General features: G+C 60.8%; 20 protein-coding genes. 1 reads left to right on the top strand and 19 read right to left on the bottom strand.

Annotated elements, in window-relative coordinates; all coding sequences use genetic code 11:
• Positions 1 to 24 precede the first annotated feature (24 nt).
• From D460_RS0106145 to D460_RS32625, 10 genes are all read right to left on the bottom strand, one after another.
• On the bottom strand, positions 25 to 666 hold the full coding sequence (locus D460_RS0106145; RefSeq protein ID WP_018897643.1) for a transaldolase family protein: 642 nt from the start codon (positions 664 to 666) through the stop codon (positions 25 to 27).
• Positions 663 to 2219, bottom strand: coding sequence for an FGGY-family carbohydrate kinase (locus tag D460_RS0106140; RefSeq protein ID WP_018897642.1), 1557 nt, complete (start codon positions 2217 to 2219; stop codon positions 663 to 665). The genes D460_RS0106145 and D460_RS0106140 overlap by 4 nt, the downstream gene beginning before the upstream one ends.
• Before the next feature lies 1 nt (position 2220).
• On the bottom strand, positions 2221 to 3174 hold the full coding sequence (locus D460_RS0106135) for a carbohydrate kinase family protein (RefSeq protein WP_081619863.1): 954 nt from the start codon (positions 3172 to 3174) through the stop codon (positions 2221 to 2223).
• A 55-nt stretch (positions 3175 to 3229) separates the two neighbouring features.
• A complete protein-coding gene (locus tag D460_RS0106130; RefSeq protein WP_018897640.1) occupies positions 3230 to 4273 on the bottom strand; it encodes an NAD(P)-dependent alcohol dehydrogenase in 1044 nt (347 codons plus the stop codon).
• Positions 4274 to 4284: 11 nt separating this feature from the next.
• Positions 4285 to 5097: an SDR family NAD(P)-dependent oxidoreductase gene (locus tag D460_RS0106125; RefSeq protein WP_018897639.1), complete on the bottom strand. Its 813-nt coding sequence runs from the start codon at positions 5095 to 5097 to the stop codon at positions 4285 to 4287.
• 63 nt (positions 5098 to 5160) lie between these two features.
• Positions 5161 to 6243, bottom strand: a complete 1083-nt coding sequence (locus tag D460_RS0106120) for an ABC transporter ATP-binding protein (protein ID WP_018897638.1) — start codon at positions 6241 to 6243, stop codon at positions 5161 to 5163.
• Between the two features lie 3 nt (positions 6244 to 6246).
• The gene (locus tag D460_RS0106115) at positions 6247 to 7158 is read right to left on the bottom strand and encodes a carbohydrate ABC transporter permease (RefSeq protein ID WP_018897637.1); all 912 of its coding nucleotides are present in this window, start codon (positions 7156 to 7158) and stop codon (positions 6247 to 6249) included.
• On the bottom strand, positions 7155 to 8093 hold the full coding sequence (locus D460_RS0106110; RefSeq protein WP_051110769.1) for a sugar ABC transporter permease: 939 nt from the start codon (positions 8091 to 8093) through the stop codon (positions 7155 to 7157). The genes D460_RS0106115 and D460_RS0106110 overlap by 4 nt, the downstream gene beginning before the upstream one ends.
• Positions 8093 to 8941 carry a glucose 1-dehydrogenase gene (locus D460_RS0106105; RefSeq protein WP_018897635.1) on the bottom strand — a complete coding sequence of 283 codons (849 nt, stop codon included), beginning with the start codon at positions 8939 to 8941 and terminating at the stop codon, positions 8093 to 8095. Before D460_RS0106105 ends, D460_RS0106110 begins: the two co-directional genes overlap by 1 nt.
• Positions 8942 to 9019: 78 nt before the next feature.
• Entirely contained in the window at positions 9020 to 10282 is a 1263-nt protein-coding gene (locus D460_RS32625) for an ABC transporter substrate-binding protein (RefSeq protein WP_018897634.1), read from the bottom strand.
• A gap of 336 nt (positions 10283 to 10618) precedes the next feature.
• Here D460_RS32625 and D460_RS32620 point away from each other — a divergent pair, with 336 nt between their 5' ends.
• Positions 10619 to 11686: a LacI family DNA-binding transcriptional regulator gene (locus tag D460_RS32620; RefSeq protein WP_081619862.1), complete on the top strand. Its 1068-nt coding sequence runs from the start codon at positions 10619 to 10621 to the stop codon at positions 11684 to 11686.
• A 70-nt stretch (positions 11687 to 11756) separates the two neighbouring features.
• Here the strand turns inward: D460_RS32620 and D460_RS0106090 are convergent, their stop codons facing one another.
• The 9 genes from D460_RS0106090 to D460_RS0106050 all read right to left on the bottom strand — a co-directional run bounded on the left by D460_RS0106090 (position 11757) and on the right by D460_RS0106050 (position 21306).
• Complete coding sequence (locus D460_RS0106090; protein WP_018897632.1) at positions 11757 to 11993, bottom strand: hypothetical protein; 237 nt, start codon at positions 11991 to 11993, stop codon at positions 11757 to 11759.
• A 181-nt stretch (positions 11994 to 12174) separates the two neighbouring features.
• Positions 12175 to 13629 carry an aldehyde dehydrogenase family protein gene (locus tag D460_RS0106085; RefSeq protein WP_018897631.1) on the bottom strand — a complete coding sequence of 485 codons (1455 nt, stop codon included), beginning with the start codon at positions 13627 to 13629 and terminating at the stop codon, positions 12175 to 12177.
• A 60-nt stretch (positions 13630 to 13689) separates the two neighbouring features.
• Complete coding sequence (locus D460_RS0106080; protein WP_018897630.1) at positions 13690 to 14841, bottom strand: mandelate racemase/muconate lactonizing enzyme family protein; 1152 nt, start codon at positions 14839 to 14841, stop codon at positions 13690 to 13692.
• A 14-nt stretch (positions 14842 to 14855) separates the two neighbouring features.
• Positions 14856 to 15713 (bottom strand): class II fructose-bisphosphate aldolase, encoded by an 858-nt coding sequence (locus D460_RS0106075; RefSeq protein ID WP_026282842.1) that lies wholly within the window; start codon positions 15711 to 15713, stop codon positions 14856 to 14858.
• Between the two features lie 69 nt (positions 15714 to 15782).
• Positions 15783 to 16781, bottom strand: coding sequence for an N-acetylneuraminate lyase (locus D460_RS0106070; RefSeq protein WP_081619861.1), 999 nt, complete (start codon positions 16779 to 16781; stop codon positions 15783 to 15785).
• Between the two features lie 325 nt (positions 16782 to 17106).
• Positions 17107 to 17514, bottom strand: a complete 408-nt coding sequence (locus tag D460_RS0106065) for a hypothetical protein (protein ID WP_018897627.1) — start codon at positions 17512 to 17514, stop codon at positions 17107 to 17109.
• Positions 17515 to 17530: 16 nt separating this feature from the next.
• Positions 17531 to 19150 (bottom strand): GMC family oxidoreductase, encoded by a 1620-nt coding sequence (locus tag D460_RS0106060; RefSeq protein WP_018897626.1) that lies wholly within the window; start codon positions 19148 to 19150, stop codon positions 17531 to 17533.
• Between the two features lie 248 nt (positions 19151 to 19398).
• Complete coding sequence (iolG, locus tag D460_RS0106055) at positions 19399 to 20391, bottom strand: inositol 2-dehydrogenase (RefSeq protein ID WP_018897625.1); 993 nt, start codon at positions 20389 to 20391, stop codon at positions 19399 to 19401.
• A gap of 96 nt (positions 20392 to 20487) precedes the next feature.
• Positions 20488 to 21306, bottom strand: a complete 819-nt coding sequence (locus D460_RS0106050; protein ID WP_018897624.1) for a TIM barrel protein — start codon at positions 21304 to 21306, stop codon at positions 20488 to 20490.
• Positions 21307 to 21373 lie beyond the last annotated feature (67 nt).

Here is a 21373-nt window from a genome sequence, read left to right as displayed (position 1 = left end):
CGGGACACGAGGAGCTGCCTGAAATCAGGCAGCAACCGCGTTGAAGAAGTCGACCATCTTTTCCGTGGCATCCTCGCGGAAAAGGTCGTCGGCGATCTTCGGCGTAATCGTCAGGAAGCCGATGCCGAGTTCGGCGACCTTGATCAGCGTCGGCATGTCGTGGAGCCCGGCCATGAGCAGCCTGGTGTCCGTTTTCGCGGCCGAGAGCATCTTCTGCATGGATGTGATCTGCGCGATGCCATCACGCCCGGCCTGATACATTTCCGAAAGATAAGGCGTGACATAGGTCGCGTGTGCCGCCATTGCGGTGACCGTCTGCTTGGCATCGTGAACGGCGGTCATCAGGACCCTGACCTGTCTTTCACGCAGCGAACGGCACACCGAAGCTCCCGATAGCGTGCCCGGTATCTTGATGACCACCTCCGGCCCATATTCAATGTAACGCATTGCTTGGGTCATCATGGCGTCGGACGTCTCGCCGGAAACCTGGATGAAGACTTCCTTCGCTCCGGCGCCTACGGCGCACTCATAGAAGCTTCTCGCTGTCGCGGCACTCAGGCCGGCTGCCTTCAGGATAGCCGGATTGCACGTGACGCCCTCGAACAGGCCACTCCCGAGATGGCGCTCGATCTCAAGGCGGTCGGCGGTATCAAGATAAAGCTTCATGCTCTTCCTCCCTCAGTTTTCGCTGCCCCTGCAGCACGGCAATTGGCAAATGATCGGTTCGCGCTCGCCAGACTATGGTGGAGATCGCGGTAGACGGACGCGTAAAGCGTCTCGTAAACCCGCCGCCAAGCCGGATTCGGCGCAACCTTTCTTACCGGAAGCGAGAGCCCGGATGCGGCCGCGGCGAAATCCGGCCATAGTCCTGCGCCCAACCCGCCGAGCAAAGCCGCACCGACCGCCGTCATTTCCGGCTCGTCGTACACGGTAAGCGTCCGCCCCAGCACGCTTGCCTTAATCTCCAGGAACAATGCGTTGCGGGTGCTGCCGCCGATCAGCCTGAAATCATCGGGTTGGCCAACACCGGGAAGCTCAAACAGCGCGTCGGAAACAAGCCGGGCTTCCATCGCCACGCCCTCGAAGACGGCTCGCAGCAGGGAGGAACGCTTGGTGGCATCGGTCAGTCCGATGAAAGCGCCCGCTGCAGCGCTGTCCGGGCTCGGCGCCGTACTTCCCGCCAGATTTGGCACGAAGATAACGCCGCCACCGCCGGCCGGCTCGGCCATCGCTTCTTCAAGCAGGTCCTGCCTGGGAATACCGGGGGCAATCGTCCGAAGCGCCCACTCGATCGCCCCGCCGCTTCGATTGAGCCCCGAACCGATGAGATAGAACCGTTCATCCAGGGCAGCGCTCGTTTGAACGAAGCCGAAGCGCCTATCGTCCAGCTTCAGCTTTGGTCGGTCGGTCGTTACCAGGATTGCCTCGGATGTCCCCAAACTATCCAGAAACACGCCCGGCCGCGTTGCGCCGGCAGCGAAGCCGCCTGCGATGTGGTCCTGGGCGCCGACACAGACCATCGGGGCGCCAGCGAGCCCCGTCTGCCTCAGAACGCTGGGCAACACCGGCCCCAGGGGCGTGCCACTCGGCATGATTGGAGGGAACAGGGAGCTCTTCAGTCCGAAGGTGCCGAGCAGTTCATCGGACCACGTGCCGGTATTGACGTCGAGGCATAATGTTCGCGCAGCAAGCGAAGGATCGACCGCGGCGACGCCGCAGAGCTTGAACGCGATCCAGGGAGAGATGGGCAGCACGAGCTTCACATGCGCGAAGCAATCCGGTTGCGACCGCCGATGCCAGAGCAGCTTGCACAAGGTCAGGGTGGCGTCCGGCGGATAGCCGGTAATCTCGAACAGCCGATCCGCGCCGATCAAAGCCGCGACCTCTTCCGCATCAGCTTCAGTGCGGCGGTCGAACCAAGCGAGCGCCGGCGCCAGCGCCTCGCCTCCCACGCCGACCAGCACGCAGGATTCGCCCATGCTCGCGCAGGAGATACCGGCGACGACCTGCCCCTTGGGGACATGTTGCGCGAGTTCCCTGAGGAGCTCGATCACGCATGACCAGAGTACATCAGGGTCGTATTCGGCACTGTACTCGCTGATGCGTCGGCTTGGTGTCGCGCGACGCACGCATGCAAGAGTGCGGCCGGCTGCGTCGGCGAGCAGCGCTCGAACGCTCTGCGTGCCGACATCGACACCGATGATCAGACCTTCGCCCACCTCAAGCCTGCACGCGCTGTTCCGCCAGGAACCGCTCGACCTGAGCGAGATCCTTCAAACCGGCACCGGCTCCGACCGCCTGTACTGACAAGCCAGCGACTGCCGAAGCAAAACGCAACGTGTCAGCGAGAGGCATCTTCCGCACAAGGCAATGCACGAGACCACCGACGAAATTGTCGCCCGCCCCGGTGGTGTCGATGACGGGAACGCTGAACGCCGGGCAAGCCACCTCTTCTCCGTCAACGAAGCCGACGACACCCTGCGACCCGCGCTTGAGGATCACATTCTTCACGCCTCGTCTGCGGAAGTCCGCGGCAATCGCCTTGGGATCGGTCGATCCGGTGAAAATCTGGGCTTCGAGCTCGCTCGGCACGACATAGTCAAGATATTCCCACGCCTCTGCCAGGCCATCGAGACCGTAGCCCTGCTGGTCCATCACCATATCGGCGACGGTGATCGCTCCGACCGATTTGGCCTTGCGCAGCAATGGGGCGAGCGCCTTCGTGTCGAAGGGCTGCGAGGTAAAGATACTTCCAATGGAAAGCGCCTTGAGGCCGGGGCGGATGATGTCGAGATCGACGTGCTCCGGACCGTAGGCGCCGATCGAGGCGTTGCGTTCGGACAGAAAGCTGCGCTCCCCGGATTTGTCGAGGAGGACGATCGAGGTCGTGGTCGAACGCTCGGGGTCGGCGTGCAGGCCCTCTGTCGAAACCCCATAATGGACGCAGCGGTCCCTGATGAACTGCCCCTGGCTATCCTGCCCAATGAGCCCCATGAGGCCGACATTGTTGCCAAGCTTGGCAATCGCGAAGGCCTCGTTGATCGCGTCGCCACCCGAGGCCAGCGTTACGCTCGACACCCGCCCGGTTTCGCCCGGTCGAGGCATTGCTTCCAGCCCATCCACGATGACGTCGACGACAATCATTCCTGCGCACAGAATGTCTGGTGCGGTCATTTCATGCTCCTTGAAGGTCGTTCCCGGTTGAAGCCAGGAACGACCGTTGATGCGATCAGGCGTCTTCGAACTTGATGACGGCCTTCACCATCGTCGACTTCTCGTTGATGCAGTCCTCGAAGGCCTGGGGAGCTTCGCTCAGCTTGTAGTAGCGCGAGATGATGCTCTTCACATCGATCTTTCCGGACGCGACCGCGTCGATCGTCGTCGGATAGATGTTGCTGTAGCGGAAGTTCGACTTGATCGTCAGTTCCTTGTTGGTCATCAGCTGGAGATCGAGTTTGGTCTCGCCCGTGACGTTGCCGACGATCATGATCGTGCCGCCCCGCTTGCACATCTTGATGGTTTGCGAAGCAGCAACGGTGCTGCCGGCCGTTTCGAACACCAGATCCGGGCCAAGGCCATCGTGCAGGCGGATTACCTCAGCGATCGGGTCCTTCTCGCGGGCGTTGACAACGTTCTTCGCTCCGAGCTCCTTGGCCTTGTTCAGGCGGATATCGAAAAGATCGACCACTGTGATGTTCGACAGCCCCATGGCGCGAAGGGCAAGTAGCGTCACGAGACCGATGCAGCCGCCGCCGAGGATAACGGCCGACTGGCCGATGCGGGCGCCGGCCTCGCGCGCCGCGGTCATGGCGACCGCGAGCGGCTCGATCAGCGCGCCCTCTTCGTAGGACATGTTATCCGGCAGCTTGAAGCATAGGTCGGCCGGATGGCAGACGTAGTTGCGCAGGATGCCTGGCTCGCGCGGAGCGGACGGGAAGACGACGTTCGGGCAAAGGTTATAGCGGCCGCCGGAGCACCACTCGCAGGTACGGCAGGGAATGCCGGGCTCGATCGCCACACGGTCACCGACCTTGAGGTTCTTGACGGCGCGGCCCACAGCGATGACTTCGCCAGCACCCTCGTGGCCGAGGATGAACGGATAGACATCCGGGAATTCCGGCTCGCCGTGTTCGTAGAAGTGGACGTCGGAACCGCAAACGCCGCAATACTTCATCTTGATCAGGGCGTCGTGGATGCCGACTTCCGGCATCTTTGCTTCGCCGAACGTCATCTTGCGGTTTTCGAGTACGTAGGCTGCGTGATTGATGGTCATGGAATGTCCGTTCAGATGCCGGTGAGTTCAACAGAGAGATCGCGAAGCTTCTTGCGCGCGGCAAGGTCGTAGCACTGCTCGTTGGCAGGCATGTCGACGCCGCGGTTCAGGTAACGGCCGGTGACGCCGTCGAACTTCGGATTGAGCGCGAGATCGGCCAGGTGCCCGGCGCCGACATCGATGCTTTCGACAACGGCGTGCTTCATCTGGCGAACCATGGTGGTGTCCATGAAGGAGCTCGGGTGCATCGTGTTGACGGTGACACCCTTGCCCTTCAGCTCTTCGGCGAGATCGAGCGTGAACATGATCTCGGCGACCTTGCTGCGGCAATAGGCGGCCTCGCCCGAGTAATCGCGTTCCAGCTGAACGTTGGAGAAATCGATCGCTTGCTGGCCGTCAGAGGCGACGTTGACGATGCGCGACGGCGCTGCGGCGATCACGCTGTCCTGTACGAGGCGGGTCAGCAGGTAGACCGACAGGTAGTTGACCGCAAAGCGGCGCTCCAAGCCATCGTCGCTGAACTCGCGCGCAGCGTCCTCCGGTCCCGTGCCGATGCCGGCATTGTTGATGAAAAGGTGGATTTTCGGGAACCGGCTTTTCAGCTCCGTAGCGAATCGGCGGATGTCGGCCAGCGACGCCAGGTTCGCGCCCATGAATTCGGCCGAACCACCCGCTTTCTTGATCTTGTCGACGACTTCAGCGCCGCGTTCCGCGCTGCGGCCGTGGACGACCACATGGTATCCCGCCTCGGCGAGTTGCGGCGCAACCACCCTCCCCATACCATCCGTCGCTCCGGTGATGACGGCGACCCTTTTGGTGGACATAAACTAGCTCCCTATGAATGTGGCGAAGGGCACTCCCGTCCTTCGCATTTGGCTCGCCGGGCGTTAGACCCTTTCGCCCGACGAGGTGTCGAATACTGATACGAACGCCGGGTTGAAGGAAAGCCGAAGCTTCTGTCCTTCATGATATCCGGTATCATCAGCGACCTTGACGGAGACGGTCTCGTCTCCGACCTTTGCCCAGATCAGGCTCTCCGCGCCGGTATTTTCGACAACGGTGACTTGTGCGTCGAGGGCCTGGCCGCTTGCGGACTGTCCATCGATAATCCACTGCTCGGGGCGAATACCGATCTCGATCTGCTTGCCCGCAGCCAACCGGTCTCCGCCTTCGTAGCCCTTGAGCGAGATGGAGCGTCCGTCCGCCGTCTTCGCATCCTGCCCGGCATCGCTGACGGTCGCCTTGATGAAGTTCATCGACGGCGATCCGACAAAGCCTGCGACGAAGCGGTTTGCGGGACGCGTATAGACTTGCTTGGGAGCCGCGAATTGCTGGATGATCCCCTTGTTCATGACCGCGATGCGGTCAGCCAAGGTCATCGCCTCGATCTGGTCGTGGGTGACGTAGATCATCGTGGAGCCGAGCTGCTGGTGCAACTTCTTGATCTCGACGCGCAGTTCCGTGCGAAGCTTCGCGTCGAGGTTGGAAAGCGGCTCGTCGAACAGGAACACATCGACATCGCGCACCAGCGCACGCCCGATCGCCACGCGCTGGCGCTGACCACCCGACAATTCGGCTGGCCGCCGGTCGAGCAGCTTCTCGATCTGCAGAATGCTCACTGCGCGCGCGACGCGCTTCTCGATCTCCGCCTTGGGCATCTTGGCCATGCGCAGTCCGAAGCTCAGATTTTCACGCACCGTCATCCTGGGATAGAGCGCGTAGGACTGGAAGACCATACCGACGCCACGATCCTTGGGTTCAGCCCAGGTCACATTGTCGTCGCCGATCCAGATTTCACCGTCGGCGATCTCCTGGAGGCCGGCGATGCAGTTCAGAAGGGTCGACTTGCCGCAGCCCGAGGAACCAAGAAGAACGACGAACTCGCCTTCCTTGATGTCGAGGTTGAGGTTTTCGATGACCTTCACGGCACCGAAAGCGACCGAGACATTATTCGCTTTGACCACACCCATGACTTATCCTTTCACTGCGCCGGCCGCGATCCCGCGGACGAACCAGCGTCCGGACAGGAAATAGACGGCCAATGGAACGAGAGCGGTGATCATGGTCGCAGCCATGTTCACATTGTATTCCTTCTCCCCGGACACCGAGTTGACGATGTTGTTCAGCTGAACGGTCATCGGCTGGTTGTTCGGGCCGGCGAAGACGACGCCAAGAATGAAGTCGTTCCAGATGCCGGTGACCTGAAGGATCACGGCGACGATCACCATCGGCGTCGCCATGGGCAGCATGATGTGCCGGAAAATCTGCCAGATGCTCGCACCATCGACACGCGATGCTTTGAACAGATCGATCGGCAGCCCCATGAAGAAGTTGCGGAAGAGCAGGCTCAGCATCGGCAGGCCGAAAGCGGTGTGCACGATGACGATGCCGGTGACCGTTCCGAAGATGCCCACCGTCGAAAACACGCGAACGAGCGGGTAGATGAACACCTGGAACGGAATGAACGCGCCGACCATCAGGATCGTAAACAGGACCGTTGCTCCGCGAACCCGCCAGAAGGAGAGCATGTAGCCGGTCCATGCCGCGATGCCGATGGACAGGATGGTGCTCGGGACGAGAATGCGGATCGAGTTCCAGAACCCGACCTTGACGCCATTGCAGGTGAGACCTGTGCAGGCGCTAGTCCATGCCCTGACCCAGGCATCGAAGGCGAACGGGCTCGGCAGGTCGAACAGGCCGCCCTGACGAATTTGATCCATCGTCTTCAACGACGTGATGATCATCACGATCAGCGGCAGCAGGAAGAACAGGGCCGTGATGATGATGAAGGCGTAGAGCCCGACGCGACCGGCGGTTACCTGCTTGGGCTTGCGCCCGCTTGCGTTCGGATTATGCCGTAGTGTGTGCTGGATATCCGCGGTCATACCGGGGTCCTCCCCTTCTGCTTACGGAAGTGTTCGAGGTAGACGTAGGGGACGACGACCGCGATCACCGTAATGAGCATCACCGAAGCCGCCGCCGACGCGAGACCGATGTTTGCCCGACGGAACAGGAATTCCATGACGTACTTCGCGGGAACCTCGCTCGATATGCCCGGCCCGCCGTTGGTCAGCGCGACGACCAGGTCGTAGACCTTGACGCCACCCACCGCGAGCAGCACCACGGCCGTCGCGAACATCGGCTTCAGCAGCGGAAGAACGATGTGGACGTAGAAGCGGAACGGGCTGATGCCATCAACCTTCGCCGCCTTGGCGAGGTCTTCATCGACGCCGCGCAGGCCAGCCAGCATGATGGCCATGACGAGTCCGGATGCCTGCCATACGCCAGCTAAGGCCACGACGTAAATCGCCTTGTCGGAGCGGGTGAGCCAATCGATCGTAACCCAGGTGAGACCGAGATCGTGGAAGAACTGCTGCAGACCCATTTGCGGGTTGAGAATCCACTGCCAGATCAGTCCCGTGACGATAAACGACATCCCCTGCGGATAAAGGTAGATCGTGCGCAGGCTATTTTCGAACCGGACGCGTTGGTCCAGCGCGATCGCCATCAGCAGACCGAGTACCAGACTGGCGCCGATGAAGAGCGAGCAGAAAATGCCGAGGTTGACGACCGATATCTGCCAGCGTTCGTCACCGAAGAGGCGGCTGTACTGGGCGAAGCCGACGAACTCGTTGACCGGAAGCATCTTGGATTTCGTGAACGAGATCCAGATCGTCCAGGCCATTGCGAAGATGTAGACGAAGAGAACGACGAGCAATGCAGGGAGGAAGCCGACATAGCTTCCCCATTTCGATGCCGTCCTCCGTCTGGGGGTAGCCTTCCTGGCGGCAACCCGTGCGGTGTTCTCGAGGACAGCCATCACAGCAGCCGATTTTCGAGCGGCGTCAGAGAGTAACCGCCATCGATGACCATGCACTGCCCGGTCATGTAGCTCGAGGCATCCGATGCGAGGAAGACCGCGGCGCCCGCGAGTTCGTCCGGCGTGCCGATGCGGTTCATGGCCGCCGGCTTAATCATGTAGCCGTAGGCTTCATCCGGGAATTCGCTGAGATAGGGGCCCAGAATATCGGTCATGATGAAGCCGGGCGCGATGGCGTTGACACGGATGTTGTGGCGCGCCCATTCGTAGGCAAGGCATTTGACGAGCATGTTCACGCCGGCTTTCGACGTGTTGTAGCAGGCCTGCGGATTGCCGTTGGCGACATAGGCGGAAAGCGACGAGGTGACGATGATGTTGCCGGCCTTGCGCGGTATCATGTGACGGGCAGCGGCCTGCGCAGCAAAGAACACGCCCTTGAGGTTCACGTCCATCAGACGATCCCACTGCTCCTCGGTCATATCCTCGGCATTGACGTCGATGCCGATGCCGGCATTGGCGACCATGATGTCAACCTTGCCGAGACGCTTGACGGCTTCATCGACGGCTGCGTCGAGCGCCGAACGGCTCGTGACGTCCGCCAGCATGGCGAAAGAACCCTTGGTGCCGATCTCGCGGAGCTGCGCGGCCACGGCCTCGCCTTCTTCCTTCGAGCTCTTCGAGAGAACGACGACGTCGGCGCCGGCTTCGGCGAGGCCGATGGCGAATGCCTTGCCGATGCCACGCGACCCACCCGTGACCATTGCCACCCGACCCTTGAGGCTCAAGCGTTCAGTGACGGGGCCAGCGATATCAGTACCGACGCGGCCTTGTTTCAATTGGATGTTCATGCGTTCCTCCCACATGTTGCTGCCTGCGAATTAAAGTATGGGTGACCCGCCGACCTTGGCCGGCGGGCCGTCGTCAAATCAGCGCATCGACTTTTCGGCTTCGATGATCTTGGTGAAAGACTCGATGAACTTGTCCGGCGTGTAGCTTGGGTCGGCCCAGGCCTGGGCAGCCAGGTCACGCTCGGCACCGATCGTGTCCGGGGAAACCAGGAAGTCGACGTTTGGAATGCGCTGGGCCGGGTCCTGCAAGATCTTGATACCCTTTGCCGCGCAGGCATCGAGCTTGCTCGCATCGACGTCGAGACGCGCCGGAACCGAACCCTTCTTCGAGTTGAAGGCGACCTGGACGTCCTTGCCCATCATGATGCGCTCGAGCATCGCCTGAGCCTTGTCCTGGTCGGCGCCCTTGTTGACCGGAAAGATGATCGCGTCGGACGATACGTTGAAGTACTGCTTGCCGTCGCCGTTGCCGAGGATCTGGCAACCATATTCGACATCGGGCTTGAGGCCCGCGGCAGTGTATTCACCCTTCGCCCAGTCGCCCATGAACTGGAACCCGGCCTTGCCCGTGATCACCATGTTGGCGGCAACGTTCCATTCACGGTTTGCCGCGCCGTTGTCCGAATAGTCACGGAGCTTGAGGAAGGTTGCCACTGCATCCTTGAACTCCGGCGACTTCACGGCGTCGAGGTCGAGATCGGTAAACACCTTGTTGAAGAGAACAGGACCCTGCTTGGTCAGCAGGACAGAAAGGAAGGTCTGGCCGAGCTGCCATGGCTGAGCGCCGACGGCGATCGGAACCGCGTTGCCCTTGGCCTTGATGGCGTCAACAGCGGCAAAGAAGTCGTCCCAAGTCACCGGCTCTTTCGCGCCTGCGTCGGCCAAGACCTTCTTGTTGTACCAGAGCCAGTTGTGGCCGTGGTCATTGATCGGCAGAGCGTACATGTGGCCATCTGGGAAAGTCATGGCCTTCTGGAAGGTCTCGGGAATGTTGTCGTAGAAGCCGGTTTCCTTGGCGGCATCGTCGACGGGCGCAAGCAGACCTTGCGCGACCAGGTCGTCGAGCTGCTTGCCAAGCGGCATCTGCGCTGCGGTCGGCGGATTGCCGCCGGTGATACGGGAGATGATGTTGGCAATTGCCACTTCGCCGCCCGCGATTGCATTGTCTTTCCAGACGCCACCCTGCGCGGTATAGGCGTTGGCGATTTCCTTTACAGCGGCGGATTCGCCTGCGGAAACCCACCAGTGCATGACTTCAGCCTGCGGACCATCGGCCATCGCGGAAGCTGCGTGCATGAACAGTGCGGCCGCAATCGCGACCACAGACACGGAACTCTTCATAGATTGTCCTCCTCAGAACCTATAGCGCCCCTACCCAGCGATCTTGTCGGGATTTCCGAGTACCGCCTCCAAAATGTAGCGCTAAACCAAATTAGCGCTAAACTAACTGTTGTCAACTACATTTCGATCGGGCAATGATTCAATTCACGACGGGTAAACGCGGCAGATGAGCGTTCGTCCAGAATTCAATCGGCTAGACAGTTGTTTAGCCAACGCGAGGACACGAGCAGGCAGACGCGGGACTACACCAGATATCGGCCCTTTGCGCGACGATCCGCGCATCGATCGTTCGGATCGTATAGTTATCCCCCTTCCCCCAGGGCTCCGGAGACAAAAATGGACACAAAAGACACGCCACGCCGACGCGGTCGAGGAACGCAGAAGGTGACTTTGAAGGAGGTTGCCGACGCGGCCGGCGTGTCGATGATGACGGTGTCGAACGTCATCCACGAGCGCGCCAACGTCGGCAATGACCTCAGAGCTCTCGTCCAGGCTAAGATCAAGGAGCTGGGCTACACGCCCAACCGCGCCGCGCAGCAGCTCGCCGGTATTGCTCGCCCGCATATCGGCCTGATCTACACCGGCGTCACCAACCCGTTCATTGCGTCGGTCATCGTTGGCACCATGAAGGCGGCATCGCGCCTGCAAGTCGACGTCTCTGTCGAATTGGCCAAGCTCGACGATCCCAAAGCGCTCAGAAACACCATGCACCGCATGGAAGAGGCCGGCATCGACGGCTTCCTGCTTCCCTCACCGGTCGCGGAATTCGCAGCTTCGACCTTCAAGAAGAAGGCATTGGATGTGCCCGCCGTAGCGATCGCGCCGGGCTTCCCTATCCCGGGAATGTCGGCGGTGCGTGGCGACGACCGAAAGGCCAGCCACGAGCTGGTGACGATGCTTCTCGACCACGGTCATACCAAGATCGGACACCTCGCGGGCCCAGAAACACAGAGCGGCAGCATCGCGCGACTTGAAGGTTACAAGGACGCGCTGGCTGACGGTGGGATCAAGGGAAACCCCGCTTGGATCGTGCGGACAGACTTCAACTTCCAGGAAGGTGTGAAGGCGGCGGAGCGCTTGCTCAAGCAGGAGCCTGGACTGACTGCAATCTTTGCCGCCAACGACACCTTGGCCGCCAGTGTGCTCGCCGTCGCGCATAACAGCGGGATCGCCGTCCCCGAAAAACTCTCCGTCGTCGGATACGACGACTCGCCTGTGGCCGAGCAGGCGTGGCCGGGTTTGACGACCATTCATCAGGACGCCCTTGCGATGACCGAACGCGCCGTCGAACTATTGGCAGCCGCCATTGGTCGCAGGAAGGCCAACCCTGAAGACGACGCCGACGCGGATGTCGTGTTTCCCTATCAGATGGTCACGCGCGGCTCGGTGGCGAAGGCGTCATAGCGCCGGTGTGTCGAAGCATGCTTGGTGCATTGCCCCGGATTGTCGCCAATCCGCGGCGGTGCCACTCTGTCTAGCGGCCAAGCAACGCCCGCCATCTCTTGACATATCCGTCTACTATCGGTGGGTTCAAGTCGGATGCGACAAGCAGCGCCTTCAATGCCTCGACATCGAAATCCTGCAGCGACGTGTCTTTGGGGTAATGCTTGAGCGTATACTTGAACATATCTTCCCAGCTACGCCGCACGCCAACGGTCTCCTCGGCGAGCTCTCGGCGCTTGCTATCGATCAGCTCTCCCAAAGTCGTCACCTGCTGTTTCCTTGCCGGTTGGCCCTGCATCCACCAAAATGGTGCAGCCCTACACTCGATCGGCGCTTAACCCAATCACAAATGACAAGGGCTGCCCGTAGGAGAAACGGGCAGCCCCTTATGGGCGTCGCAATCTGAAAGTCGCAACTGGACTGTGGAGTGAGACTGCGGCGCCTTCGCGTCAATCCTGCTTGAAGACGTTGCGCAGAATGATCGACTTCTGATGCGTGACCTCGCGCATCACTTCCGACATGCTCTCGCGGCTGTTGCCGCTGCCTTTCTTGCCGCCGCCGAACGGCAGTTCCGCCGCGCGGAAGCCGCCGGATGCGTTGATAGCGACGTGGCCCGTCACCATCTTGCTCGCCGCCTGGAGGGCCTTGCGGGTGTCCGGCGTGATGATGCCGCCACCCAGGCCGTAGCTCGTGTTGTTGTGGATCTGGATCGCTTCATCCAATGTATCGAAGCCGATGATCGGCCAGACCGGACCGAAGACTTCCATGTCGCGCGCGATATCCATGTCAGGCGTGACGTCGGCGATGACGGTCGGCTCATAGAATGCGTAGGAGTTGCGGCGCTTGCCGCCGAACACGACCTTGCCGCCCTGATCCGCCGTCTTGTTGACCTGCTTCTCGATGTTGTCGGCAGCCTGCTTGTCGATGACGGGACCCATCGTGGTCATCGGGTCCATCGGATCGCCGAGAACGAGCTTGGACAGCTTCTCGTCGATCAGGCGCTCCATGAAGCGCTTCTTGACGGAATTGTGGACGATGAAGCGCTTGGCGGCACTGCACGCCTGGCCGGAATTGCGCGACTTGTCGCCGGCTTCGTTCACAGCGAGATCGATATCGGCATCATCGCAGATGATCAGGCCGTCGTTGCCGCCGAGCTCGAAGTAGTATGGCGTCAAATGCTCGGCCGCAGCCTTCGCGATCAGCTTGCCGGTATGGGTGCTGCCCGTGAAGTTGATCATGTCGATGCGCGGATCGGCGACGAGCGTGCCACCGACGCGAGGACCGTTACCCGTCAGGCACTGGGCGACCGCCGCAGGAATGCCGGCCTCGATGAGGATCTTGTGGCATTCGATGACGGCAAGCGGGTTCTGGTGCGGCGCCTTGACGATGATGACGTTGCCGGCCGCAAGCGCGCCGCCGACCTTGAACGACCAGATTGCCGGCGGGAAGTTGAACGGCACGATGGCCGCGATCACGCCGCGCGGGATATGCAGGGTGAACTGCAGGTCCTCGTCATAACCGGATTCCGTGGAAGACGGCATGACCGCACCGTAGTGGTGCTTGGCGACTTCGCAGCTTGCCTCGAGGATGAAGGCTACGGAATCGAATTCCCAGACAGCTTCAGCCATATAGGGTTTGCCGGACTCGAGCGACAGGATCTTACCGAGTTCGAGGCGGCGACTGCGGATAATGCCGGCAGCCTTGCGGATCAGGTCAGTACGCTCGCGGGTCGTGCGGGCCGCCCAGTCCTTCTGTGCTTCGACGGCAACGGCAATGGCGCGCTGCACGTCTTCGACGCTGGCTTCCGGCACGGTGTCGACTGTTTCCCCGCTGGCCGGGTTGATAATCAGCGCTGTCTTCTTGTCGCTGGCATCGGCCAAGCCGTGTCCAAGGATCATTTGCATTTAAGTGTCTCCTCAACTCCGCATGCTAGGCGGAAATATCTGCAGAAATCGATCGCGATCTCAATCGCGTTCGTCGTTGGAGCGGATGAAATCCATGTTCAGCTGGAGGCCGTGACCGGGCGCCTCGATGACATCGAGATAGCCGTCCGTCGGCACCTGGGCGTTCAGGTAGACCGCGTGGGTGATCGGCTCGAAGAGGCGCAGGCGCTCGAGGAACGGCACGATCGCGACCGTGCTAGCGATTGGGATATGGATATGCTCCATCGCATGCGGTGCGAACTTTACGTTCCAGGCCTCGCAAAGCGCTGCACACTTCATCATCTCGGTGTAGCCGCCGGCGCGGGCGCCATCGACCTGAACGATGTCGGCAGCGTCTGCCATCAGCAGGTCACGAACGCCCCATTTCGTGTATTCGTGCTCACCGGTACCGAGCGGGATATCCGTTCCACGCTTGAACCGGGCAAGACCCGGAATGTCGTCGGCGAATACAGGCTCTTCGAGAAGCATGGGATTGTATTCGCGAACGCGGTTTGCGAACTGGATTGCGGTTGCCGCGTCCCAGCAGTTGTTGGCGTCGATCATCAGGCCGATATCCGGGCCGAGGGCCTCGCGGACCTTGCGGACACGCTCGACGTCTCTGCTCGGATTGCGACCATTGTCGTAACCGATCTTGAACTTCACCATCTTGTAGCCCTGACGGACCATGTCCTGCATTTCTTCGACAAGCTGGTCATCTTCATAGCTCGCCCAGCCGCCGCTTGCGTAGACGGGGATGCGGGAGCGACCACCCCCGAACAGGCGGTGCAGCGGCATATCCAGGATCTTGCCCTTGAGGTCCCAGAGCGCGAAGTCGATTGCCGACAGTGCGCAGAACATCAGGCCCTTGCGGCCGACGCCGCGGAAGATCGCGAAGAATTCGCGCCAGATGACTTCGGTATCGAACGGATCGCGACCCTTCAGACGAGGTGCCATATCCTTCTTGATCAGCGCGCGGATCGCTTCGCCGCCGACCTCGTGGTAGGTCACGCCGATACCTTCGAGACCCTGGTCCGTCTTGACACGGACGACTGTCATGCCGACGGTCTCGACCTTGCGCGTCGCGTCGGCTAGGCCCGAAGGAGCCTGGGTCGAAACGAGATGGACTTCGATGTCCTGAATCTTATGGCCCTTCACGTGCCCCTCCACTTCGAATTTTTCGGTTCTTACGTTCATAATCAGGTCTCCAATCAACGCAGGCGGCCGGCCGACATGGTCATTTCCATGTACTGCTGAACGACCTCCGCGCCCGCGGCGATGCCGGCGGTGCCAATTGTCATGAGCGGCAGATCCTTGGTCGGCTCTCTGTCACAGGTGTCTTTCGCCGCCTTGACAAAGGCGTAGCGGAGCGCAGTGCCGACGTTCATCTTGGCGACGCCCATGGTGATTGCGCGCTGGACCTGGTCGTAAGGGATACCGGTGCCGCCATGGAGAACCATCGGGATCTTGATCCGGCGACGGATTTCCTCGACGAGGTCGAAGCGCAGCCGCGGCTCTTCGGCGTAGAAGCCATGGGCGTTGCCGATGGCGACGGCGAGGCAGTCGATACCGGTATTCGCCAGGCGCTCGGCCCAATCGGGATCGGACAGATGGGCGTTTTCGAGCTTGTTGCCGAATTCGTCGGTGTTACCGATCGTGCCGATCTCGCCTTCGACGGTGACGCCCACAGCATGTGCGATTTCGACGACACGACGGGAATTCTCGACGTTCTGATCGATCGGCAGATGCGAGCCGTCATACATGACGCTGGAGAACCCGCCGCGGATGGCACCCATGACGGACTTCTCGGAGTCGCCATGATCAAGGTGGATGGCGACTTCAATGTCGAGGTCCGCGCCCACAGTCTTCGCGATCGCCACCGGCACCGCGGCGCTACCGAAGTAGGCAACCTCGACCGGGTGGATGCCGAGGATAACAGGCGAACGCAGCTTCGCCGCGGTCTGAAGCACGCACTGGATCATCTCCAGGCTCGCGCAGTTGAATGCGGGGACTGCGTACTTGCCTTCGTACGCCGCATCCATGAGCTTCTTCATCGGTACCAGTTTCATATCTCATCCTCATGAGTCATTGGGCGGCGACCTCCTGGCGGTCGCCTGGTTCGTGATATCAAGGCCGCGTCAGGCGAGCCGGGCGGCAATCTCTTCAAGGCGACCGCATGTCGACGACGACAGCGTCAGCAGCGGCTTGCGGCAAACCGGCGTGTCGATCACGCCCAGGCGATAGAGCAGGTATTTCATGCCGGGGAACACGCTCACCCGGACGAGTTCGTCGATCACCTCGTTGCAGGCGGACTGGATGCGCGCGGCACCGGCCAAGTCCCCGGCGGCTAGTTTCTCCTGCATCTGGAGATACCGCTGCCCCATGACGTTATAGGTGCTGCCGACGCCGCCATTCGCTCCGGAAGCGAGGCCCGCCATCAGCATTTCATCGAAACCGTTCAACAGGAGCGCGTCGGGGAACGAGCGGCGCAGCTGCTCCATCTGGTACATGTCGATACTGGTCTGCTTGATCCCGATAACGCCGGGCAGGCTCAGGAGCCGTGCAAGGTCATCGAGCGTGAAGATGACTCCGCTCATATTCGGAATGTTGTAAATGATGAGCGGAGTGCCTTGGGAGGCATCAAGAATATCTTCGTAGTATCCGAAGATCGCATCCTTGCGGTGCGGGAAATAAATGGGAGGGATAGCGGATACGGCATCATAGCCAAGATCGCTACATCCCTTTGCGAGCACCTGTGCGTCGCGGGTCGCGATTGCGCCGACATGGCCGATCTTGGCGCCCGAGCCCGCCTCGGCAGCAACGGTCTCGAAGATGGCCAGCCGCTCATCAACGGATTGCAAGAGCCCTTCGCCCGTCGAGCCGCCGACATAAAAACCGTCGATGCCCATTCCCTTGACGTGTGCGATAAGGCGCTTGAGAGAAGCAACCGACACCTCTCCATCGGCATCATAAGGCGTCAGAAGCGCAGCGTGCAGCCGGGCCAGACGTTGAGCAACCGACGAGGGTCTCGGAGTTTCGGGGCGGGACAGGTCCATTATGCGGTTCTCCACGTTCGACCCATTGCTGGGCCATTCCTCAGGGAAACTCCCTGCCTGGTGGAAGGCATCGATCGACATGGCCAAGCATCGGGCGTAACGCTCCTGGCGCCAGGCCAATCCGCCTGTCGTTTGGTGCGCTACAATCGCCTCCGCCTGACTATCTCCACGTGGACATGGTCAGACGTGCTTTTTGTAAAAAGATAGCCTCCCTAATGCGACAGAGCCTCATCTCCCGAGACGTCCATTGCACGTTTTTAACGCTAAACAAAGCTTATAGCGGTGTCAACGGTTAAATTGAGCGCTAAACAAAATGCATTGAACTTAATCGAGTCCAAGCCAGGATTCACGCAAGGGTTGGCCCGCGAATAACGCGGAGCCATGGTCCTGACATCGTCAGAAGCGTTTAGACCGGACGGTAACACGGGCCCCGAGCGATGATCGGCTCCACGGCTTCCATGATCTCGTCATAGTCGGGCTCGATATGCAGCGCTTGGAAGCCCGGGTATCCCAGCTGAGCCATGACGGCCTGACTGGCAAGATAGGCACCAGCGACGAACCTGCCGAGAAGCGCGCGATCATCCGGGCTGAGGGCGGCCACCAAAGCAAGTGGATCGTCTGGACGTTCCCTCGGAAACCCGGCCACGATCGACAAGACCGCAGGAGCCAGGTCGGACCGGGTCTTGAGCGCCATCGGCAACAGCGTCTCCTGGACGCCAACGTCCCGCGCCGACGGAAAGCCCAGCTCCGGATCGCCAGGGATCATCGCATCGCAAAGCCAGTCCAATTGCTGGCGGACATCATCATAAGTCATAGACATATCCCACCCCTCAGAATTTCTGATCGCGACGATCGGCAACGATCGCCTCGGCATTGCGTAAAGCGAGCGCTGCGACAGTGGCCGTCGGATTGACGGCAGCCGACGTCGGCATGACGCTCCCGTCGATCACGAACAGGTTCGGAACATCATGCGAGCGCCCGTAGCCATCGACCACAGACGTTTCAGGATCATCGCCCATGCGTGCGGTACCGAGAATATGCCACCCGGTTTCACGTAACGGCGGAGCGGCTATCGTCTCGTAGGCGCCGGCCTCGCGCATTGACGTTTTCGCCTGCTCCTGCATGAACTTCTGGAGTTTATACATGCCGTCGTCATAGCGGTAGCTGACCTTCGGCGCCGGAATTCCGTCGGCGTCCTTCAACTCCGGATCGATTGTCACCCGGTTGTGCTCGAACGGCAGGTCCTCAGCGATGATGTCCCAGATGGCCGAGCGGCCAAAGCGCTTGTAGACCGTCTTGTGAAACTCTTGCCCCCATTCCGTCTCCGTGCCCCAGGGATGCGCGTTGATGGTGCCCAGCGGAGAGCCTGTCGGCATCAGCATCAACTTCGCTCCCCGCATGAACCCGCGAGCAGCATCCGTTTCCGCGAATTCAAGTGAATAGGCACGCTGTGCGGCCGTTCCCTGCCAACTGTCCATCACCTCGTCGAACAGCCCGGTGACCGTGGTAAAGGGATGCAACATGAGATTACGGCCAACCAGATCTGAGCTATTCGCGAGGCCCGTGGGACATCTTGACGTGGCCGAGTTGAGCAGAATGCGCGGTGTACCGATACCGTTGGCACAGATGACGACGATCTTGCTTTTCTGCGTATGCGTCTTTCCGGTATCGCGGTCGACATAGGTCACGCCTGTGGCCAGCCCGCGTGAATCGGTCTCGATGCGGATGACGCGTGCCCGTTGCACCAGTTTGACGCCGAGCCTGATATTCGTCGGCCAATGCGTGCGGTCCACGGAAGCCTTCGCGCCATCGAAACAGGCCGGCGCCGAACAGGCTCCACGACGGACACAGGGTTGCAGACCGGCATGCCGAACGGTCGCGATCGCATTGGTGCCCGGCCAGATATGCCAGCCCAGACGCTTGTGCGCGCCAAACAACCGCCGCTCGATCGCGCCCAACGGCAACGGCGGCAGCGGTGGGTCGAAATGCGGATAGGCTGGATCGCCACCGACACCCGATACTGCCATCTGCAACTCGACACGCTCGTAGAACGGAGCCAGATCGTCATAATTCAACGGCCAGTCAGCACCGACGCCATCAAGCGTCTTGACCTTGAAGTTGCTCGGTTGGAAGCGATTCCAGGCTCCGGCATAGATGACGGAACCGCCTCCAACACCGTTCCACATCAATGGGTTGATGTCGGAATCGTCAACGTTGATGGGATAGTCCGAAGCCATCTTTCTGCGGTTTGGATTGAACCCAAAGCCCATGTCCTTGCGCAACTCGAAGCCAGGCTCTTCAAACTTGATCGACGTGTAGTCCGGGTACTCACCTTGCTCGAGACAGACCACCGACATTCCCGCTTTGGCGAGAACCTGCGCCGTAATCGCGCCACTCGGTCCCGCGCCAACGATAGTGACGTCGCTTTCCTCCATGCCGGCAGCATTCATCCAGTTTACCCCCTCCCAGGGAAAAGCGTGGCGCACGCCACGACTGATCATCACGACTTGAGCAGATGCATTGCGGCAAACTCCTCGGGACGAAGGGAATTCAAAGGTTCACCGCGACTTTGTTTAACGCTAAAATTGATTGGAGGGCAAGAGAAACTGAAGGGACTCGAACCGCTGCACCCTGAAATAGAAATGGCCGGGTCGGGCCCCGGCCATCTCCTATGTGGCTTTCGGTCGGGAGAAAACCGTCAGCAGATCTTGATCAGCTTGCCTTCCTTGACGGACTGGACGGCCGCGTCGGCGAGCACGAGGGCGGCAAGGCCATCGGCGCCCGAGGGGGAGATCTTGGCGCCCTTTTCGATGGCGGCGATGAAGCTTGCGATCTCGTTGGCATAGGCTTCAGTGTAGCGGGTCATGAAGAAGTCGTGCAGCGGCGGGCGGGTGTAGCCTTCGCCGTTGGCGACTTCGATCGAGACGGCGCGCTGGTTTTCGGCCGAGACCATGCCCTTGGAGCCGTGCACCTCGATGCGCTGGTCGTAGCCATAGGTGGCGCGGCGGGAGTTGGAGATGATCGCCTGCTTGCCCGACTTGGTCTGCAGGATGACGGAAACGCTGTCGTAATCGCCGGCTTCGCCGATCGCCTTGTCGACGAGGACGGCGGCGGTTGCTGTGACGGCGACCGGCTCTTCGCCGAGCAGGAAGCGGGCCATGTCGAAATCGTGGATCGTCATGTCGCGGAAGATGCCGCCCGAGCGCTTGATATAGTCGACAGGCGGGGCGCCAGGATCGCGCGAGGTGATCGTCACCATCTCGACGTCGCCGATGCGGCCATCGTCGATGGCATGGCGCACGGCCATGAAGTGCGGGTCGAAGCGGCGGTTGAAGCCGACCATCAGCTTGCCCTTGGTCTCGTCGACGACCTTGATGCAGGCCTTGACGCGCTCGACGGAGAGATCGACGGGCTTCTCGCAGAAGATCGCCTTGCCTGCGCGGGCGAAGCGCTCGATCAGGTCGGCATGGGTGTCGGTCGGCGTGCAGATGACGACGGCGTCGATGTCGCCGGCGGCTTCGATCGCCTCGATGGTGCGGACTTCGCAGCCGTAGGCGGATGCGATGGCGTTGGCGGCCTCCGGAAAGGCGTCGGCGACGGCAACGAGCCTTGCATTGGCATCGCCGCTGACCGCCTTGGCGTGAACCTTGCCGATACGACCGGCGCCGAGAAGACCAAATCTCACTGTCATAAAAACCTCCCTAGGAAATAACCGCACGCGGTCGGAGTGAATGGATCGCCGAAGTCGGTTCAAGCTCTAGCAAACCGATCCGGCTCCCATTTGGATTTATGCGGCCGCGTTGGTGGCAACTCCGGCCTCAATGAACGCCATCGACGCCTTGATGTCCTGGTAGGGATCTTTCACGTCATGAACCAAAGGCGAGAAGCACTCGTAAGAGATCGGACCCTTGTAGCCGGCGGCGAGGAGTGCCGCGATCTGGCCAACATTGTCCAGTCTGTCGTCGGCGCCCACGAGTACTCGGTGCTCGTCCTCCATCTGGTCCACGCGCAGCGATGGATCAGCCACGGCGGAGATATGGACGATCCCGGTGTTCTCGGGGAAAATGGCGCCACCGTCGGCGAGTACGTGATGGAAGGTGTCGTGCACGAGCTTGTACCTGTGGCTGGCGACAAGCGCGTTGATCTCCGACACGAGCTCGGATTTGCTTCGCAGCGACGAGCGGAGGAAGCCTAGCGGCTCCACCAACGCCGTCATGTCAGCGTCCTCCAAGAGCGGCAAAATCTCGCGCAGTGCTTCAGCAAGGTGGGCCTTGCGTTCCACTTCGTTGGTATCCAAGCCCTCGTTGCGGGGTATGAGGCTGATGGTTTCGGCGCCCGCCGCCTTGGCGACAGCGATAAGTTTCTGCACTTCACTCTTGATCGGTGGCGACCAGATGTTGAACGGATAGACTTGGGAAAGACCGACAAGACGCAGTCCCTCGTTTTGGGCGATCCGCCCCGCCTCTGTCGGCGCTAGCCCATCGAAAAGCGGCCGCTTCAAATCGTTGCGGACTTCGACACCGACGCAGTTCAGCGATCGGGCCAGCACCAGGAAATCCTGGTAGCTGAGGTGAGGTGTCGTCATTTGGTTCAGCGCCCATTCCATAGATAGTCTCCTCTCCCATCCATACGGGCGGAACCGAACCGCCCTCCCAATTGGCTACGGACTGTCA

Source organism: Rhizobium sp. 2MFCol3.1 (genome assembly GCF_000377565.1).
Taxonomy (GTDB): Bacteria; Pseudomonadota; Alphaproteobacteria; order Rhizobiales; family Rhizobiaceae; genus Rhizobium.
The sequence above is the reverse complement of the archived record's forward strand: the minus strand, read 5'-3'. Positions and strand labels throughout refer to the sequence as shown.

Excerpts from the sequence above, each read along its gene's own strand:
- D460_RS0106145 (WP_018897643.1), bottom strand. The coding sequence starts at position 666 with ATGAAGCTTTATCTTGATACCGCCGACCGCCTTGAGATCGAGCGCCAT.
- D460_RS0106135 (WP_081619863.1), bottom strand. The coding sequence starts at position 3,174 with ATGACCGCACCAGACATTCTGTGCGCAGGAATGATTGTCGTCGACGTC.
- D460_RS0106130 (WP_018897640.1), bottom strand. The coding sequence starts at position 4,273 with ATGACCATCAATCACGCAGCCTACGTACTCGAAAACCGCAAGATGACG.
- D460_RS0106125 (WP_018897639.1), bottom strand. The coding sequence starts at position 5,097 with ATGTCCACCAAAAGGGTCGCCGTCATCACCGGAGCGACGGATGGTATG.
- D460_RS0106120 (WP_018897638.1), bottom strand. The coding sequence starts at position 6,243 with ATGGGTGTGGTCAAAGCGAATAATGTCTCGGTCGCTTTCGGTGCCGTG.
- D460_RS0106115 (WP_018897637.1), bottom strand. The coding sequence starts at position 7,158 with ATGACCGCGGATATCCAGCACACACTACGGCATAATCCGAACGCAAGC.
- D460_RS0106110 (WP_051110769.1), bottom strand. The coding sequence starts at position 8,093 with ATGGCTGTCCTCGAGAACACCGCACGGGTTGCCGCCAGGAAGGCTACC.
- D460_RS0106105 (WP_018897635.1), bottom strand. The coding sequence starts at position 8,941 with ATGAACATCCAATTGAAACAAGGCCGCGTCGGTACTGATATCGCTGGC.
- D460_RS32625 (WP_018897634.1), bottom strand. The coding sequence starts at position 10,282 with ATGAAGAGTTCCGTGTCTGTGGTCGCGATTGCGGCCGCACTGTTCATG.
- D460_RS32620 (WP_081619862.1), top strand. The coding sequence starts at position 10,619 with ATGGACACAAAAGACACGCCACGCCGACGCGGTCGAGGAACGCAGAAG.
- D460_RS0106085 (WP_018897631.1), bottom strand. The coding sequence starts at position 13,629 with ATGCAAATGATCCTTGGACACGGCTTGGCCGATGCCAGCGACAAGAAG.
- D460_RS0106080 (WP_018897630.1), bottom strand. The coding sequence starts at position 14,841 with ATGAACGTAAGAACCGAAAAATTCGAAGTGGAGGGGCACGTGAAGGGC.
- D460_RS0106075 (WP_026282842.1), bottom strand. The coding sequence starts at position 15,713 with ATGAAACTGGTACCGATGAAGAAGCTCATGGATGCGGCGTACGAAGGC.
- D460_RS0106070 (WP_081619861.1), bottom strand. The coding sequence starts at position 16,781 with ATGTCGATCGATGCCTTCCACCAGGCAGGGAGTTTCCCTGAGGAATGG.
- D460_RS0106065 (WP_018897627.1), bottom strand. The coding sequence starts at position 17,514 with ATGACTTATGATGATGTCCGCCAGCAATTGGACTGGCTTTGCGATGCG.
- D460_RS0106060 (WP_018897626.1), bottom strand. The coding sequence starts at position 19,150 with ATGAATGCTGCCGGCATGGAGGAAAGCGACGTCACTATCGTTGGCGCG.
- iolG (WP_018897625.1), bottom strand. The coding sequence starts at position 20,391 with ATGACAGTGAGATTTGGTCTTCTCGGCGCCGGTCGTATCGGCAAGGTT.
- D460_RS0106050 (WP_018897624.1), bottom strand. The coding sequence starts at position 21,306 with ATGGAATGGGCGCTGAACCAAATGACGACACCTCACCTCAGCTACCAG.